Raw genomic sequence first — 18,155 nt, 5'->3', positions numbered from 1 at the left:
TTTGAAGTGAAATCTTAAGTTTGTTACGACTCACTTACAGTCGTTTCTGGAGGCCTCCATTGATCTCGCTGGGCTCCTTGTTTAGCCGCCAGCCCGCACCCTTGCTGGGCTTGGATATCAGTTCGTCCAGTGTGAAGCTCGTGGAACTCGGACGCGGACCGGACGGCCGCTATGTCATCGAGCGCTGCGCCATCGAGTTGCTCGAGCGCGGTTGCATCAGCGACGGCAACATCGAGAAGTTCGATGAAGTCGCCGAAGCCATGCGCCGCGTCGTCAAGAAAAGCGGCACTCGCACGCGTAACGTCGCGATGGCCTTGCCGGCCTCGGCCGTCATCACGAAGAAGATCATCCTCCCCGGTGGCTTGTCCGAGCAGGAGCTGGAGGTGCAGGTCGAGGCCGAGGCCAACCAGTACATCCCGTTCTCGCTGGACGAGGTCAGCCTCGACTTCTGCGTGATCGGCCCGAGCCCCAGTTCGGCCGGCGACGTGGAGGTGCTGATCGCCGCGTCGCGCAAGGAAAAGGTCCAGGATCGGCAAGGCCTCGCCGAAGCAGCCGGCCTCAAGCCGGTGGTGCTCGACGTCGAGTCGTATGCCTCCCGCATGGCCGCCGGCCGTCTGATCGAGGGCCTTCCCCAGGGCGGGCTCGACACCATGGTGGCCTTGTTCGAGGTGGGTGCGTTCACCACCAGCATGCAGGTGATCCGCAACAGCGACGTGCTCTACGACCGCGACCAGGCTTTCGGCGGCGCCCAACTCACGCAGCTCATCGTGCGCCAGTACGGCTTCACGCCGGAAGAGGCCGAAGCCAAGAAGCGCAGCGGCGACCTGCCCGAAGACTACGCCGCCAGCGTGCTCAAGCCGTTCGTCGACAGCCTGGCCCAGGAGATCGGCCGCGCCCTGCAGTTTTTCTTCACCAGCACGCCGCACAACCGGGTCGACCACATTTTGGTCGCCGGCGGCTCGGCGGCCTTGCCCGGACTGGTCGACGCCATCACCGCGCACACCTCGTTCTCCTGCAGCCTGGCCGACCCGTTCGACGGCATGCAGGTGGCCGACACCGTGCGTGAAAAGAAGATGCGGCGCGAGGCCCCCTCTTACCTCACGTCTTGCGGCCTTGCGCTGCGGAGGTTCGCGCAGTGATCCTCATCAACCTGCTGCCTCACCGCGAGGCGGCCCGCAAGCGGCGCCGAGAGGTTTTCTACGCCACGCTGGGTGCTTCCGCCTTGGCCGGTTGCGCCGTTGCCGGTGCCATCTACGCCTGGTACGCCGGACAGATCACCTCCCAGCAAGAACGCAATACCGCCCTGCAGACCGAAGTCAAGCGCCTCGAGGCGCAGATCAAGGACATCGCCACCCTGCAGCAGGAGATCGTGGCCCTGCGGGCACGCCAGCAGGCCGTGGAAGACCTGCAGGCCGACCGCAACATGCCGGTCCATCTGCTCAACGAGCTGGTTCGCCAACTGCCCGATGGCGTCTACATCAGCAGCGTCAAGCAGGAAGGTCAGCTGATCACGCTGGCCGGGGTGGCCCAGTCGAACGAGCGCGTCTCCGAACTGCTGCGCAACCTGGGCAACAACAGCCCGTGGCTCACGCGGCCCGACCTGATCGAGATCGTCGCCGGTTCGACATCGCTCGGTGGCCGCGAACAGCGAAGGGTCGCCAACTTCACCATGCGCGTCCGAATCCTCCGTGCCAGCGAGGCCCAGCAGGTGCCCCCCACCCCGGCCGCGGCGCCTGCCGCAAAGACCTGATCGCCATGTCCAAGCCCCCGGAAAAGAAACAGAAGCTGCAGGCCGGCTTGAACGAACTGGCTAGCCAGTTCAAGGGCCTGCGAACCGATGATCCGGCCTCCTGGCCGCCGATCCCGCGCCTGGCCCTGTGCCTGGGCCTGATCGCCGCCATCGTGCTCGTGCTCTGGATGCTGGTGATCAAGGCTTCCGACGAAGAGCTCGAAGCCGAGAAGGCCCGCGAGGTGGCGCTCAAGGCGGACTACACCAAGAAGCTTGCCCAGGCGGTCAACCTCGAGTTGCTGCGCAAGCAGCGTGAGCAGGTCCTGCAGTATGTGACGCAACTGGAGAAGCAGCTTCCCGGCAAGGCCGAGATGGACGCCCTGCTGTCCGACATCAACCAGGCCGGCCTGGGCCGCAGCCTGAATTTCGAGCTGTTCCGCCCCGGTCAGGTGGTGGTGCGCGAGTACTACGCCGAACTGCCGATCGCCGTGCGCGTGGTGGGGCGCTACCACGACGTGGGCGCCTTCGCCGCCGACATCGCCAATCTCTCGCGCATCGTCACGCTCAACAACCTGTCCCTGGCCCCGCGCGAAGGCATGCTGACGATGGAAGCCACGGCCAAGACCTTCCGCTACCTCGATTCCGACGAAGTGAAGGCGCAGCGCAAAGTCGGAGCCAAGAAATGATGACTCGCCACTTCCTGATCGCGCTGGCCGCGGGTGTGGCGCTGGCCGGATGCGGCGCCTCGGATGACGACGAACTCCAGCGCTGGATGGCGGACCAGCGCGCGCAGATCCGTCCCAAGGTCGAGAGCATTCCCGAGCCCAAGACCTACACCCCGGAGGCGTACTCCGAGAGCGCGGCCGCCGACCCCTTCAGCCGGGACAAGCTGACCCAGGCACTGCGCCGCGACGCCGGCCCCGAGGTGGCCAACACCAAGCTGGTCGCCCCCGAGCTGGCGCGCCGCAAGGAGCCGCTGGAGAGCTTTCCGCTGGACACCATGGTCATGGTCGGCAGCCTGCACAAGCAGGGCAAACCCGTTGCGCTGATCAAGGTCAACGACCTGCTGTACCAGGTCCGGCCGGGCCAGTACCTCGGCCAGAACTATGGGCGCGTGATGAAGGTGGACGAATCCGAGGTCGTGCTGCGGGAAATCGTGCAGGACCCATCCGGGGACTGGGTCGAGCGCAGCGCCACGCTGCAGCTCCAAGAGAGGTCAAAACAATGAAGAACAAGCCGATCGGGGCAGCCTGGCTGCCGTTCCTGGCCTTGGCCGGGGTCTTGCTGGGGGCCGTCGGTTCCCCGGCTGCTCACGCGCAGGGCGCGCCTCAAGCACCCGTGGCGCCGCAGGCCGCTACGGCGTCGGCGGCGCCGCTGGCCGTCGAGAACATCAGCAGCTCCATCCAGGGGGGGGCCGAGGTCGTCCGGATCGACTTCTCCCAGCCGCTCACGGGCGTGCCCTCCGGGTTCACCATCCAGAACCCCGCGCGCATCGCGCTCGATGTGCCGGGGGCTCGCAACGCCCTGGGTCGTAACACCGTCGACATCAACCAGGGCAACTTGCGCTCGGTGAGCGTGGTGCAGGCCGGTGACCGCACCCGGCTGGTTTTGAACCTCAAGGCCGCCACCGCCTACAAGGCGCAAGTGCAGGGCCGTGCCCTGCTGGTCGCCCTCGACCCGGTGCCCGACACCAACGTCGCCAGCACCACGGCGCCGTTCGCGGAAAGCCGCAACCGCGATACCCAGCCGATCAAGGACATCGATTTCCGCCGCGGCACCGACAGTGCCGGCCGCGTGGTGGTCGAACTTCTCAACAACCAGGTCGGGGTGGATATCAAGCAGCAAGGCCAAACACTGGTCGTGGAGTTCCTGCGCTCGTCGCTGCCGGAGGGGCTGCGCCGTCGGCTCGACGTCACCGACTTCGGCACGCCGGTGCAGACCGTCACCACCACCCAGAGCGGTGACCGCGTTCGCATGGTGATCCAGCCCAGCGGCCAGTGGGAGCACAGTGCCTACCAGAGCGACAACCAGTTCGTGGTCGAAGTTCGCCAGCGCAAGGTCGATCCCAACCGGCTGTCGCAAGGCCCCGGCTACACGGGCGAGAAGCTGTCGCTCAACTTCCAGAACATCGACGTCCGCGCGCTGCTCCAGGTCATCGCCGACTTCACCAACTTCAACGTCGTCACCTCCGACGCCGTGACCGGCTCGGTCACGCTGCGGCTGAAGGACGTGCCCTGGGACCAGGCACTGGACATCATCCTGCAGGCCAAGGGCCTGGGCGTGCGCAAGGTTGGCAACGTGCTGTGGATTGCGCCCAAGGAAGAAATCGCCGCCAAGGAAAAGCTCGAACTCGAGGCGAATGCCGCCATCCAGGGCCTGGAGCCGGTCCGCACCCAGGCGTTCCAGCTGAACTACACCCGCGCGGCCACCGTCGCCGCCCAGCTCACCGCCGGTCCCGTGGCCAACCGCATGCTCAGCACGCGCGGCAGCGTGATGGCCGAGCCCCGGACCAACCAGCTGTTCGTCACCGACATTCCCTCGCGGCTGGAGCAGGTGCAGAGCCTCATCGCCAAGCTCGACATCCCGGTGCGCCAGGTGCTGATCGAGGCACGCATCGTCGAAGCGGCCGACACCTTCGGCAAGTCGCTGGGCATTCGGCTGGGTGGCAGCGACCTGCGCGCCATCCGTGGTGGCGACGCCGGCTACTCGCTGGGCGGCGGCAATCGCGTCGCTTTCGGCGGCACCTACAACGCGGTGTCGGGCACCACCGGCGAAGGCAACATCACGCTGGACACCGTCAACACCAACTTCGTCAACCTGCCGGCGGTGGGCCTGGCCGGCTTCAATGCGCCGAGCTTCGCGATTTCCCTCTTCAGCTCCGCGGCCAACCGGTTCCTGAACCTGGAACTGTCGGCGCTCGAAGCCGACGGCAAGGGCAAGCTGGTGTCCAGCCCCCGCATCGTCACCGCCGACCAGACCAAGGCGCTGATCGAGCAGGGCACCGAGTTCCCCTACCAGCAGGCCACCGCCAGCGGCGCAACGGCCGTCGCCTTCCGCCGCGCCACGCTCAAGCTGGAAGTGACGCCGCAGATCACGCCCGAGGGCAACATCATCCTGGACCTCGACATCAACAAGGACAGCCGCGGCGAGACCACGGCGGCCGGCATCGCCATCAACACCAAGCACATCCGCACCCAGGTGCTGGTGGAGAACGGCGGCACGGTGGTGATCGGCGGCATCTTCGAACTCACGGAAACCGAGAACGAGGCGCGGGTGCCGGTGCTGGGTGAACTGCCCGGCGTGGGCAACCTGTTCAAGAACCGCCAACGCACGGCGAACAAGCAGGAAATGCTGGTGTTCATCACGCCGAAGATGATCACGGACCGGACCGCGGCGCGGTAATCGAGACACATCTGCCAGTCGGCCTGGGGTGGGTGACCCCAGGGGCTGGCCACAGGATCCAGAAAGGCGGAGGGATGATGAGAGTATCCAAGCGCGCGGCCACGCTGTTGCTGTGCGTCGCGCTCGCTGCGTGCGGCGGCGGCGGCGGCAGTGCTGGAACGACCACGAACAGCGGCGGCACGAGTGGCGGCACGAGTGGCGGCACAAGTGGCGGGAGCACGACCGACGCGAAGATCGCCAGCTTCATCTACCAGCTGTCCAAGCCGTCGCTCACGACGGCAGGTGATGACGCCGCACTGCTCACCGTCACCGCCCTGGACGCCAACAACAACCCCGTGACCGGTGCGCCGGTGACGGTTGCGGTCGATACCGGCGTGTACACGCCGTCGACCACGACGACGGATGCGAAGGGCCAGACCACGGGCAACATCTCCATCGGGGCCGACAAGTCCAACCGCAGCATCACGGCCACGATCAAGGTCGGAGCGCAGTCGGCGAAGGCGATGGTCGCTGTCGCCGGCAGCCAGTTGGCCATGACTCCGGTGCCCGCGACGCCTGCGCCGGGGACCCAGGTTCGCATCGACCTGAAGGTGACCGATGCCAACGGCAATGGAGTCAGCAACGTGCCGGTGCAGCTCGCCGGAACGCTGGGCTTCAACAGCACCGTGACCACCGACTTCCGAGGCAACGCGAGCGCGACGCTGGGCGCTGCGCCAGCCACGCCGGGAACATACAGCATCGATGCCACCGCCCTCGGTGCCAAGAGCTCGCGTTCGGTGCAGGTGATGACCGCAGGCGCCTCGGGAATCCCGTCGGTCACCGACGTGATCCAGGCCGCCAACCTATCCATCGTGCCTAACACCATCGCGCCCAACGCGACCGGCAGCACGACCAACCGGGCAGCGCTGCGGGCGAAATTCCTGAACTCATCGAACGGGGCCATCCAGAACGTGCGCGTTCGCTTCGAAATCGAGGCCCCGGGCCTTGGCGGCGGAGAGCAGATCAGTACTGGGATGGCTACCGTCTACACGGACGGCAACGGAGAAGCGATTGCCGACTACATCGCCGGTACCCGTTCTAGCCCGACCGATGGTGTGAAGATCCGTGCGTGCTATGGCAGGACCGACGCCGACATCGCCGACGGCCTGTGTCCTCAGTTCGTGCGGCAGACGCTCACAGTGGCCAGCCAGCCGCTGTCGATCACGATCGGTGAGAACAACAAGCTGGAGAAGGGCAACCAGGAACTCACGTACATCAAGAAGTTCGACATTGCCGTGGCGGACTCAGCTGGCTTGGCGGTGTCCGGTGCAATCGTGTCCGCCAGCGTCGATCTGGTGCAATACGGCATGGGCACCGTCGACAAGAGCGTCACTCCGCCGACGGCTGCGCCGACCTGGTGTGCCAACGAGGACCTGAACCGCAACGGAACCCTCGATATCGGCGAAGACCGTAACGGCAACGGCGAGCTCGATCCTCGCAAGGCCGACCTCATCCTGTCGTTCGTCGGCGCGAATACGACCGGCACCGATGGTCGTATGGTTCTGCAAGTCCAGTACGCGCAGAACTTCGCTGTGTGGCTGCGCTACACGCTGAAGGTGACCACCAACGTCGCGGGCTCAGAAGGCACCGCCTCCAAGACCTACGTCACCAACTTCGTCGAGGGCGACGAGAAGAACGGCACGTTCCTGGTATCTCCCTACGGTACGGCCACGACTTGTCCCTGAGACAGGAGGGGCTGATGGCATGACGCACATCGCCCTCATCGGCCTGCCCGGCTCCGGCAAGACCACCATCGGCCGCCAGTTGGCGCGCCGATTGGGGCTGCCCTTCGTCGACACCGACGAAGCCATCGAGCAGGAACTGGGCTGCTCGATCCGCGACTTCTTCGAAGCCGAAGGTGAAGTTGCATTCAGGGACGTCGAGTCGCGGGTGCTGCACCGTCTCACCGAGGGCCCGCCCTGCCTGCTGTCTACGGGTGGTGGCATCGTGCTGCGCCCCGAGAACCGGCAGCGACTGCGCGAGGCGTGTCGCGTGGTCTACCTGCGGGCCTCGGCAAACGATTTGTTCCGGCGGCTGCGGCATGACCAGAAGCGGCCGCTGTTGCAGGTGGCCGACCCGCTCGAGCGCCTGAAGGCGCTGGAAGCCGAGCGAGGTCCGCTCTACAGGGAGACCGCCCACTTCACGGTCGATGCCGGGCGCTCCCACTTGCACCAGGTGGTGAACAAGTTGGCGGCGCAGATCGAACTCGAAGGCGGCGCCCCCGAGCCCTGAGCGCGAGTGGCTCACGGGCCGCGCCCCCGGCGCAGTGCGTACACTCGCCCGCATGTCCGTTTCCTCCAGGCCGCAGCAGGTCGACATCGACCTCGGCGAGCGCAGCTATCCCATCCTCATCGGCCAAGGCCTGCTCGGCCAATCCGGCGCCTGGCCCCTGTCCAAGGGCCATTCGGCCCTGATCGTCACCAACACCACCGTCGGACCCCTGTATGCCGAGGGGCTGCGCGTGGCGCTGCAAGACCGGTACGACCGCGTGTCCACCCTGGCCCTGCCAGACGGCGAGGAGCACAAGAACTGGGAGACCCTGCAGTCGATCTTCGACGCCCTGCTCGAACGCGGCAGCGACCGCGGCACCGTGCTGTATGCGCTGGGGGGCGGGGTAGTGGGCGACATCACCGGCTTCGCCGCCGCCTGCTACATGCGCGGCGTGCCTTTCGTGCAGGTGCCCACCACCTTGCTGGCCCAGGTCGACTCCTCGGTCGGCGGCAAGACCGCCATCAACCACCCGCTGGGCAAGAACATGATCGGGGCCTTCTACCAGCCGCGCCTGGTGCTGTGCGACCTCGACACGCTGCGCACCCTGCCTGATCGGGAGCTGAGCGCCGGGCTGGCCGAGGTGATCAAGTACGGCCCGATCTATGACATGGCCTTCCTCGACTGGATCGAGGCGAGCTTGCCGGCCCTGCTGGCGCGTGATCCGCGGGCGCTGGCGCACGCGGTACGCCGCAGCTGCGAGATCAAGGCGGCCGTGGTGGGCCAGGACGAGCGTGAGTCCGGCCTGCGCGCCATCCTCAACTTCGGCCACACCTTCGGCCACGCCATCGAGGCGGGAATGGGTTATGGCGAGTGGCTGCACGGAGAGGCGGTGGGCTGCGGCATGGTGATGGCGCTGCACCTGTCGCGTGAGCTCGGCTTGGTCGATGCCGCGCTGGTGGATCGCTGTACCGGCCTGATCGCGCGCGCCGGCCTGCCCACCACCGGACCGCGCCTCGGTGTCGAGCGCTACCTCGAGCTGATGCGCATGGACAAGAAATCCCAGGCCGGCGAGATCCGCTTCGTGGTGATTCGCCGACCGGGCGAAGCCGAGGTGCGGCCCGCGCCCGACGAGATGGTGGGTCGGGTGATCGAATCCTGCTGCGCCTGACGGCTTCGGCGGCCCGCCACATGCTCGCGCCCTATGCCAGCGACCCCGCGCACAGCCGCGGTCGGCGCCATCCCGAGGCGCCGACGCCGCATCGCACGGAATTCCAGCGTGACCGCGACCGCATCGTCCACTCCACGGCGTTCCGGCGGCTGGTCTACAAGACTCAGGTGTTCCTCAATCACGAGGGCGACCTGTTTCGCACGCGACTGACGCATTCGATCGAGGTGGCGCAGCTGGCCCGGTCGATCGCCCGTCCGCTGGGCCTGGCCGAAGACCTGGTCGAAGCGATTGCCCTGGCCCACGACCTGGGCCACACGCCGTTCGGCCACGCCGGCCAGGACGCGCTGCACGAGTGCATGGCCGCGCACGGCGGCTTCGAGCACAACCTGCAGAGCCTGCGGGTGGTCGACCATCTGGAGGAGCGGTACCCCCGCTACGACGGCCTCAATCTGTGCTTCGAAACCCGCGAAGGCATCCTCAAGCACTGCTCCCGCGCCAATGCCGAGCGGCTGGAGGCGGCGGAGCCGGGCGGGGTGGGGCGGCGTTTCCTCGACCGCACCCAGCCCAGCCTGGAGGCGCAGCTGTGCAACCTGGCCGACGAGATCGCCTACAACGCGCACGACATCGACGATGGCGTCCGCTCGGGCCTGATCACGATGGAGCAGCTGGGGCAGGTGCCGCTGTTCGATCGCTACCGTCGCGAGGCCGAGCAGGCCCACCCGGGGCTTGGCGGCCGCCGCTTGTTGTACGAATCCATACGCCTGATGCTGAGCGCGCAGGTGCACGACGTGATCGACGCCACCCGCCAGGCCTTGCTGCGCACCGGCGTCTCGCGCGTCGAGGACGTGCGGCAAGCTCCCCAGCTCGTGTGCTTCAGCGATGCGATGCGCGAGCAGTCCAGCCAGCTCAAGCAGTTCCTCCTGCACAACCTGTACCGCCATCCGCAGGTGGGCGAGACCACCGGCTTGGCCAAGGAGGTGGTGCGTGAGTTGTTCGCCGCCTACGCCGCCGAGCCAGCGGAAATGCCGCCGGCGCATGCCGAGCGCGCCCCCACGCCGCGCGCGATCGCCGACTACATCGCCGGCATGACCGATCGCTTCGCCGCCCGCGAACACGAGCGGCTGACCGGTCGGCGCCTGCTGCCGGCATGAAGCGAAACGGCATCGACCCGTCGCTGCTGGTGATCGCCGGCGGCATCGCCGCCGCGGTCCACGTGGGCAAGCTGCCGCCGGCGCTGCCGGCGCTGCGCGAGGGTCTGGGTATTGGCCTGGTGCAGGGCGGCTTCCTGATCTCGCTGGTGCAACTGGCCGGCATGGGCCTGGGACTGTTCGTCGGCCTGGCGGCCGACAGCCTGGGGCTGCGCCGCACCATGTTGACCGGGCTTGGCCTGCTGACGGTGGCCAGCCTCCTGGCCGGCCTGGCCGACGGCCCCTGGACGCTGCTGGTGCTCCGTGCGGTCGAAGGCCTGGGCTTCCTGCTGGCCGTGATGCCGGGGCCGGGCCTGGTGCGCCGGCTGGTCCCACCCGAGCGGTTGGCGCCACGCCTGGGGTTCTGGGGCACCTTCATGCCCTTGGGCACCGGCGCCGCGCTGCTGGCCGGACCTGCCTGGGTGTCGCAGTGGGGCTGGCCCAGCTGGTGGTGGCTGGGCTCGGCGATCTCGGCGGCCGTCGCCCTGGCGCTGCTGTGGTGGGTGCCGGCGGATCCGCCGACGGTCGCCGCCGCGCGGGCAGGGGGCTGGGGCGGCCGCCTGTCCGACACGCTCGCTTCCCGGGGCGTCTGGCTGGTGGCGTTGACCTTCGCCGCGTACTCGGGGCAGTGGCTGGCGATCATCGGCTTCCTGCCCAGCTTCTACGCGCAGGCCGGCGTGTCCCCGGCCGTTGCCGGTGTGGCCACCGCCCTGGCGGCGGTGGTCAACGGCGTCGGCAACGTGGCGGCCGGCCGCGCCTTGCAGCGCGGCGTGCCTCCCGAGGTCTTGCTGCGCACCGGCTTCATCACGATGGCGCTGGGCGGGTTGATCGCCTTCGCGCCCCTGGGCAACTGGTTGCCGTACCTGGCCGTGCTCGCTTTCTCCGCCGTCGGCGGGCTGATCCCCGGCACGCTCTACTCGCTGGCCGTGCGCGTCGCGCCCGGCCCCGGCACGGTGTCGACGACGGTGGGCTGGATGCAGCAGTGGTCGGCGTTCGGACAAGTGTCGGGGCCGCCGCTGGTGGCCTGGGTGGCCAGCCGGGTCGGCGGCTGGGAGTGGAGCGGCCTGGTGACCGCCAGCGCCGCCATCGTCGGCCTGCTGCTGGCGGGGCCACTGGCCCGGCACGGCCGTGCCGCCGGCCGGGCACCGGCATAATTTCGGCCCTTTCCAAGCCCCTGCCGCACATGCCTTCCGATCCCACGCAGGCGCTGGCCGACACCCGCCTGTGGCTCGAGCGAGCCGTCATCGGGCTGAACCTCTGCCCCTTCGCCAAGGCCGTCCACGCGAAGGGCCAGGTGCACCTGGCGCTGACCGGGGCGCCCGACTGGGCCGGCATTCTCGGGGCGCTCGAGGCCGAGGCCGCGGAGCTGGCGCGGCGCGATGCCTCCGAACGCGACACCACCCTGCTGGTCGCGCCTGCCGGCCCCGCCGATTTCATCGAGTTCGCCGGGCTGGTGGCGCAGGGCGAGCGCCAGTTGCGCACGCAAGGCCTGGAAGGCGTGCTGCAACTGGCGAGCTTCCATCCGCGCTTCCACTTCGCCGGCACCGACGTGGACGACGTGACCAACTACACCAACCGCTCGCCCTGGCCCACCTTGCACCTGCTGCGCGAGGCCAGCATCGACCGGGCGGTCGATGCTTTCCCCGACGCCGCAGACATCTACGAGGCCAATATGCGCACCCTGCGCGTGCTCGGCGAGTCCGGCTGGAAGCGCCGGATGGAGGGCGGGCAGTGAGCAAGGACAAGGACGACATCCGGCCCGGCCAGTCCGCCGAGCTGCTCAAGGAGCTGCACATCCTCACCCGCGAGGGCAAGCTCAACCAGGACTCACGGCGCAAGCTCAAGCAGGTCTACCACCTCCACCAGTTCATCGAGAAGCTGCTGCTGGAGCTGCCCGCCGCGCCCGAGCACCCGAGCATCGTCGACCACGGCGCCGGCAAGTCGTACCTGGGCTTCATCCTCTACGACCTGTTCCTGAAGCCTCGCGGCGTGGGCCAGGTCTACGGCGTCGAAACCCGTCCCGAGCTGGTGGAGCGTTCCCGCCAGCTGGCGGCCCGGTTGGGGTTTGACCGCATGAGCTTCCTGCACCTGAGCGCGGCGGACGCCGTCCGCTCCGACAGCCTCCCGGCCGAGGTCGACATGGTCACGGCGCTGCATGCGTGCGACACGGCCACCGACGACGCCATCGAGTTCGGGCTGGCGCGGCGCGCGAGGTTCATGGTGCTGGTGCCGTGCTGCCAGGCCGAGGTCGCGGCCTGCCTGCGCCAGTCCAAGGCCTTGCAGCTCTCGCGTACGCCGCTGGCCGAGCTCTGGCGGCACCCCCTGCACACGCGCGAGTTGGGCAGCCAGGTGACCAATGTGCTGCGTTGCCTTTATCTGGAAGCCTGCGGGTACCAGGTGACGGTCACCGAACTGGTCGGCTGGGAGCACAGCCTGAAGAACGAACTCATCCTTGCGAGGCGCGTGGGCCACGGCAAACGCAGCGCAGCCGAGCGGCTGCGGCAACTCTTGTCGGAGTTCGGCCTGGACGCGCTGGCATCCAGCCGCTTCAGCCGCCTGCCCCCCGCTTGAGGCGCTGGCGCCGATAGGCCACGACCAGGGCGATCACGCCCAACGCGACCACGACGAGCACAGCCAGGCCGATGTAGGGCTGCGGCAGGCCGATGACGACGGCTGTCCAGACCAGGACGGCCATGAGCAGCAAGAAGCCAATCATCCAGGCGGCGAACATCGTGGGACCCCCAATCACCGCATCGATCCTGCGACCGCGCAGGTTGGCCTGGTGTCCGCCGAGGTTGCATCAACTCGTCGGACCCGTCCGGCACGAAAATGGGGTCAGATAAGCGGAATCGACCCATGGCACGACTGTCACGGCTGGCGCTGGCCGGCCATACCCACCACGTGATGCAACGCGCACTGGATCCCCTGGTGTTGTTCGAGGACGAGGCGGACTACCGCTTCATGCACCAGCTGCTGGTGGAGCAGGGGCGGGAGCAGCAGGTGGCGTTGCACGCCTACGTGCTCATGCCGGACCGTTTCCACCTGCTGCTCACCCCTGCCAGCGATGAAGGCCTGGCCCGGCTGATGCAGGGATTGGGGCGCCGCTATGTGCGCTATCGCAACGCCCGGGCCGCCCGCGCCGGAACGCTCTGGGAGGGGCGATACCGCGGCGCACCGCTGCAGCCTGAGGCCTGGCTGGTGCCCTGCATGGCTTTCCTGGATCTGGCCCCGGTCCGGGCGGGGCTCGTGGAGCTGGCGGCCGACTGGGCCTGGTCCAGCCACCGGCACTACGTCGGCCTGGACAACGACCGGGCCGTCACGCCACATGCGCTGCACTGGACGCTCGGCAACACCCCTTTCGCGCGCGAACACGCCTATGCCCGCCGCACCCAGGCCGGGCTGTCGCCCGCCGAACTGAGTGCCTTGGTCGATTCGGCGCAGCACGGTTGGCCGCTGGGCGATGCGTCGTTCCGGACGGCCCTCGAGCAGCGCAGCGGGCGTCGAACGGAGCGTGGCAAGCCTGGTCGACCCCGGCGAGCCGCACCTGATTGATCTGTCCCTGTTTTTATCTGACCTCTTTTGGTGCGTCATTTAACAAGTATCTGACCCCGATTCTTTTTGGTTGACGGCGTGCTGCGACGCACTATCCTTCCGGCTCTCGCGAAAAGTCGAAGGAATTCCCATGGCCACGCCCGCCGAAATCACGCACCTCCAGGAACAAGGCCTGTACACCTCGGCCCATGAGCACGATGCCTGCGGTGTCGGCTTCGTGGCGCACATCAAGGGCCAGAAGTCGCACGCCATCGTTCGCCAGGCGCTCAAGATCCTGGAGAACCTGGATCACCGAGGCGCGGTGGGCGCCGACAAGCTCATGGGCGACGGCGCCGGCATCCTGATCCAGCTGCCTGACGCGCTGTACCGCGAGGAAATGTCCAGGCAGGGCGTGGAGTTGCCCCCGCCCGGCGAGTACGGCGTGGGCATGATCTTCCTGCCCAAGGAGCATGCCTCCCGCCTGGCCTGCGAGCAGGAAATGGAGCGGGCCATTCGGGCCGAAGGGCAGGTGCTGCTGGGCTGGCGCGACGTACCGGTCGATCGCGACATGCCGATGTCGCCGGCGGTGCGCGAGAAGGAGCCGGTGCTGCGCCAGGTTTTCATCGGCCGCGGCAACGACGTGATCGTGCAGGACGCGCTGGAGCGCAAGCTGTACGTGATCCGCAAGACCGCCAGTGCCGCCATCCAGGGGCTGAAGCTCAAGCACAGCAAGGAGTACTACGTCCCCAGCATGTCCAGCCGCACCGTGGTCTACAAGGGCCTGCTGCTGGCCGACCAGGTGGGCACCTACTACAAGGACCTGCAGGACGAGCGCTGCGTGTCCGCCCTGGGCCTGGTGCACCAGCGCTTCTCCACCAACACCTTCCCCGAATGGCCGCTGGCGCACCCCTACCGGTACGTCGCGCACAACGGTGAGATCAACACCGTCAAGGGCAACTACAACTGGATGAAGGCGCGCGAGGGCGTGATGTCCTCGCCGGTGCTGGCCGCCGACCTGAAGAAGCTCTATCCGATCAGCTTCCCGGACCAGTCCGACACCGCCACCTTCGACAACTGCCTGGAGCTGCTGACCATGGCGGGCTACCCGCTCAGCCAGGCGGTGATGATGATGATCCCCGAGCCCTGGGAGCAGCACGCCACCATGGACCCACGCCGGCGCGCGTTCTACGAGTACCACGCCGCCATGCTCGAGCCCTGGGACGGCCCGGCTTCCATCGTGTTCACCGACGGCCGCCAGATCGGCGCCACGCTGGACCGCAACGGCCTGCGCCCCGCGCGCTACTGCGTCACCGACGACGACCTCGTGATCATGGGCTCCGAGTCGGGCGTGCTGCCGGTTCCCGAAAACAAGATCGTTCGCAAGTGGCGCCTGCAGCCCGGCAAGATGTTCCTGATCGACCTCGAGCAGGGCCGCATGATCGACGACGAGGAGCTGAAGGCGAACCTGGCCAACAGCAAGCCGTACAAGCAGTGGATCGAGAACCTGCGCATCAAGCTCGACGACCTGTCCGACAGCACCGGCCACGCACCGGCCAGCGAGGTTTCGCTGCTCGATCGGCAGCAGGCGTTCGGCTACACGCAGGAGGACATCAAGTTCCTGCTCTCGCCCATGGCGCAGGCCGGCGAAGAGGGCGTGGGCTCCATGGGCAACGACAGCCCGCTGGCCGTGCTCTCGGACAAGAACAAGCCGCTGTACAACTACTTCAAGCAGTTGTTCGCGCAGGTGACCAACCCGCCGATCGACCCGATCCGCGAGGCCATCGTGATGTCGCTGGTGTCCTTCATCGGACCCAAGCCCAACCTGCTGGACATCAACCAGGTCAACCCGCCGATGCGGCTGGAGGTGAGCCAGCCCATCCTCGACTTCGCCGACATGGCCAAGCTGCGCGACGTCGACAAGGTCACGCAGGGCAAGTTCCGCAGCTACACGCTCGACATCACCTATCCGCTGGCCTGGGGCCGCGAGGGTGTGGAAGCCAAGCTGGCCTCGCTGAACGCGGAGGCGGTGGACGCGATCCGCAGCGGCAAGAACATCCTGATCATCAGCGACCGCGGCGTGAGCGCGACGCAGCTCGCCATCCCCGCGCTGCTGGCCCTGTCGTCGATCCACCAGCACCTGGTGCGCGAGGGCCTGCGCACCACGGCCGGCCTGGTGGTGGAAACCGGCAGCGCGCGCGAGGTGCATCACTTCGGCGTGCTGGCCGGCTATGGCGCCGAGGCGGTGCATCCTTACCTCGCGATGGAGACCCTGGTCGCGATCCACAAGGACCTGCCGGGTGAGCTCTCGGGCGAGAAGGCCGTCTACAACTACGTCAAGGCGATCGGCAAGGGCCTTTCCAAGATCATGTCCAAGATGGGCGTGAGCACCTACATGAGCTATTGCGGCGCGCAGCTGTTCGAGGCGATCGGCCTGAACCGCGACACGGTGGCCCAGTACTTCACCGGCACCGCCAGCAGCGTCGAGGGTATCGGTGTGTTCGAGATCGCCGAAGAGGCGATCCGCATGCACCGCGCAGCCTTCGGCAAGGACCCGGTGCTGGCGCACATGCTGGACGCCGGCGGCGAATACGCCTGGCGCGTGCGCGGCGAGGAGCACATGTGGACGCCCGACGTCATCGCCAAGCTGCAGCACAGCACCCGTGCCAACAACTGGAACACCTACAAGGAATACGCCCAGTTGATCAACGACCAGAGCCGCCGCCACATGACGCTGCGCGGCCTGTTCGAGTTCAGGGTCGATCCGTCCAAGGCCATCCCCATCGACGAAGTGGAGCCGGCCAAGGACATCGTCAAGCGCTTCGCCACCGGCGCGATGTCGCTGGGCTCCATCTCCACCGAGGCGCACGCTACCCTGGCCATTGCCATGAACCGCATCGGCGGCAAGAGCAACACCGGCGAAGGCGGCGAGGATCCGGCGCGCTACCGCCAGGAGCTCAAGGGCATTCCCATCAAGCAGGGCCAGAGCCTGGCCGAGGTGGTGGGCCGCGACGTGATTGAAATCGACCTGCCGCTGAACGAAGGCGATTCGCTGCGTTCGCGCATCAAGCAGGTGGCCTCGGGGCGCTTCGGCGTCACGGCCGAATACCTGGTGTCGTCCGACCAGATCCAGATCAAGATGGCCCAGGGCGCCAAGCCGGGCGAGGGCGGCCAGCTGCCCGGCGGCAAGGTGTCCAACTACATCGGCAAGCTGCGCTACTCGGTGCCGGGCGTGGGCCTGATCTCGCCGCCGCCGCACCATGACATCTACTCCATCGAGGACCTGGCCCAGCTGATCCACGACCTGAAGAACGTGGCGCCGCACGCCAGCATCAGCGTCAAGCTGGTGTCGGAAGTGGGCGTGGGCACCATCGCGGCCGGCGTGGCCAAGTGCAAGAGCGACCACGTGGTGATCGCCGGCCACGACGGCGGCACCGGCGCCTCGCCCTGGTCGTCGATCAAGCACGCCGGTTCGCCCTGGGAGATCGGCCTGGCCGAGACCCAGCAGACCCTGGTGCTGAACCGCCTGCGCGGCCGCATCCGGGTGCAGGCCGACGGCCAGATGAAGACCGGCCGCGACGTTGCCATCGGCGCGCTTCTCGGCGCCGACGAGTTCGGCTTCGCCACCGCGCCGCTGGTGGTCGAGGGCTGCATCATGATGCGCAAGTGCCACCTGAACACCTGCCCGGTCGGCGTGGCCACGCAGGACCCGGTGCTGCGCCGCAAGTTCGCCGGCAAGCCCGAGCACGTCGTCAACTACTTCTTCTTCGTCGCCGAGGAAGTGCGCCAGATCATGGCGCAGCTGGGCATCCGCAAGTTCGACGACCTGATCGGCCGCACCGACCTGCTCGACATGCGCCAGGGCATCGAGCACTGGAAGGCGCGCGGCCTGGACTTCAGCCGCCTGTTCACGCAGCCGCGCGTGCCGGCCGAAGTGGCGCGTTTCCATGTCGACCAGCAGGATCACGGGCTCGAGCGCAGCCTCGACCGCGTGCTGATCGAGAAGTCGCGCCCGGCCATCGAGAAGGGCGAGAAGGTGCAGTTCATCGAGGTGGCGCGCAACGTCAACCGCTCGGTCGGCGCCATGCTTTCGGGCGCGGTGACCCGGGCGCATCCCGAGGGTCTGCCCGACGACACCATTCGCATCCAGCTCGAAGGCACGGGCGGCCAGTCGTTCGGCGCCTTCCTGGCGCGCGGCATCACGCTGTACCTGATCGGGGACGCCAACGACTACACCGGCAAGGGGCTGTCGGGCGGGCGGATCATCGTGCGGCCCAGCATCGACTTCCGCGGCGCCGCCACGCAGAACATCATCATCGGCAACACCGCGCTGTACGGCGCCACCACGGGCGAAGCCTTCTTCAGCGGCGTCGCCGGCGAGCGATTCGCGGTGCGGCTGTCGGGCGCGACGGCGGTGGTCGAGGGCACGGGCGACCACGGCTGCGAGTACATGACCGGCGGCACGGTGGTCGTGCTGGGCAAGACCGGCCGCAATTTCGCCGCGGGCATGTCCGGCGGCGTGGCCTACGTGTACGACGAGGACGGCCAGTTCGCCAGCCGCTGCAACACCGCCATGGTGTCGCTGGACAAGGTCATGCCATCGGGCGAGCAGAAGGCCGCGGCGGCGGGCAGCAAGATGCACGGCAACGTCACCGACGAAGTCCTGCTCAAGCGGCTGCTCGAGTCGCACCACCGCTGGACCGGCAGCAAGCGCGCCCGCGACCTGCTGGACCAGTGGGAGGAGAGCCGCCAGAAGTTCGTGAAGGTGTTCCCGAACGAATACAAGCGCGCCCTGGTGGAGATGCACGAGCGCGAGGTGAACGAGGCCAGCACGGGCAACAACGCCGTGGCCGCGGTCCACGATGGCGTCGCCGCCGCCTGAAGCGCGGGA

Annotated in this window: 15 protein-coding genes; 14 read left to right on the top strand and 1 reads right to left on the bottom strand. The window is 67.8% G+C overall.

Going from position 1 to position 18,155, the window contains the following annotated elements:
* The first annotated feature begins 59 nt into the window (after window positions 1-59).
* From JI739_RS18440 to JI739_RS18385, 12 genes are all read left to right on the top strand, one after another.
* Window positions 60-1,139, top strand: coding sequence for a pilus assembly protein PilM (locus tag JI739_RS18440; protein ID WP_201685395.1), 1,080 nt, complete (start codon window positions 60-62; stop codon window positions 1,137-1,139).
* Window positions 1,136-1,750, top strand: coding sequence for a PilN domain-containing protein (locus JI739_RS18435; RefSeq protein ID WP_201685394.1), 615 nt, complete (start codon window positions 1,136-1,138; stop codon window positions 1,748-1,750). The genes JI739_RS18440 and JI739_RS18435 overlap by 4 nt, the downstream gene beginning before the upstream one ends.
* Window positions 1,751-1,755: 5 nt before the next feature.
* Window positions 1,756-2,415 carry a type IV pilus inner membrane component PilO gene (locus JI739_RS18430; protein WP_201685393.1) on the top strand — a complete coding sequence of 220 codons (660 nt, stop codon included), beginning with the start codon at window positions 1,756-1,758 and terminating at the stop codon, window positions 2,413-2,415.
* Window positions 2,415-2,957 (top strand): pilus assembly protein PilP, encoded by a 543-nt coding sequence (locus JI739_RS18425; RefSeq protein ID WP_201685451.1) that lies wholly within the window; start codon window positions 2,415-2,417, stop codon window positions 2,955-2,957. The genes JI739_RS18430 and JI739_RS18425 overlap by 1 nt, the downstream gene beginning before the upstream one ends.
* Window positions 2,954-5,131, top strand: coding sequence for a type IV pilus secretin PilQ (locus JI739_RS18420; protein ID WP_201685392.1), 2,178 nt, complete (start codon window positions 2,954-2,956; stop codon window positions 5,129-5,131). The genes JI739_RS18425 and JI739_RS18420 overlap by 4 nt, the downstream gene beginning before the upstream one ends.
* Before the next feature lie 77 nt (window positions 5,132-5,208).
* Entirely contained in the window at window positions 5,209-6,855 is a 1,647-nt protein-coding gene (locus JI739_RS18415) for an Ig-like domain-containing protein (RefSeq protein ID WP_201685391.1), read from the top strand.
* Between the two features lie 19 nt (window positions 6,856-6,874).
* A complete protein-coding gene (locus JI739_RS18410) occupies window positions 6,875-7,402 on the top strand; it encodes a shikimate kinase (RefSeq protein ID WP_201685390.1) in 528 nt (175 codons plus the stop codon).
* A gap of 52 nt (window positions 7,403-7,454) precedes the next feature.
* Window positions 7,455-8,549, top strand: a complete 1,095-nt coding sequence (gene aroB, locus JI739_RS18405; protein WP_201685389.1) for a 3-dehydroquinate synthase — start codon at window positions 7,455-7,457, stop codon at window positions 8,547-8,549.
* A 20-nt stretch (window positions 8,550-8,569) separates the two neighbouring features.
* Window positions 8,570-9,700 (top strand): deoxyguanosinetriphosphate triphosphohydrolase, encoded by a 1,131-nt coding sequence (locus JI739_RS18400; RefSeq protein WP_201685388.1) that lies wholly within the window; start codon window positions 8,570-8,572, stop codon window positions 9,698-9,700.
* Window positions 9,697-10,890, top strand: coding sequence for an MFS transporter (locus JI739_RS18395; RefSeq protein WP_201685387.1), 1,194 nt, complete (start codon window positions 9,697-9,699; stop codon window positions 10,888-10,890). Before JI739_RS18400 ends, JI739_RS18395 begins: the two co-directional genes overlap by 4 nt.
* A gap of 29 nt (window positions 10,891-10,919) precedes the next feature.
* Window positions 10,920-11,471, top strand: a complete 552-nt coding sequence (locus JI739_RS18390) for a DUF1415 domain-containing protein (RefSeq protein ID WP_201685386.1) — start codon at window positions 10,920-10,922, stop codon at window positions 11,469-11,471.
* Window positions 11,468-12,307: a class I SAM-dependent methyltransferase gene (locus JI739_RS18385; protein WP_354003753.1), complete on the top strand. Its 840-nt coding sequence runs from the start codon at window positions 11,468-11,470 to the stop codon at window positions 12,305-12,307. Before JI739_RS18390 ends, JI739_RS18385 begins: the two co-directional genes overlap by 4 nt.
* Here the strand turns inward: JI739_RS18385 and JI739_RS18380 are convergent.
* Complete coding sequence (locus tag JI739_RS18380) at window positions 12,285-12,485, bottom strand: hypothetical protein (protein ID WP_201685385.1); 201 nt, start codon at window positions 12,483-12,485, stop codon at window positions 12,285-12,287. The genes JI739_RS18385 and JI739_RS18380 overlap by 23 nt on opposite strands.
* Before the next feature lie 107 nt (window positions 12,486-12,592).
* Between JI739_RS18380 and JI739_RS18375 the strand changes: the two genes are divergently transcribed.
* Both JI739_RS18375 and JI739_RS18370 read left to right on the top strand, forming a co-directional pair.
* Entirely contained in the window at window positions 12,593-13,288 is a 696-nt protein-coding gene (locus JI739_RS18375) for a transposase (protein WP_201685384.1), read from the top strand.
* 130 nt (window positions 13,289-13,418) lie between these two features.
* The gene (locus tag JI739_RS18370) at window positions 13,419-18,146 is read left to right on the top strand and encodes a glutamate synthase-related protein (protein ID WP_201685383.1); all 4,728 of its coding nucleotides are present in this window, start codon (window positions 13,419-13,421) and stop codon (window positions 18,144-18,146) included.
* Window positions 18,147-18,155 lie beyond the last annotated feature (9 nt).

Source organism: Ramlibacter aurantiacus (assembly GCF_016722895.1).
Lineage (GTDB): Bacteria > Pseudomonadota > Gammaproteobacteria > Burkholderiales > Burkholderiaceae_C > Ramlibacter > Ramlibacter aurantiacus.
This window is presented reverse-complemented; position numbering and strand designations above follow the sequence as displayed.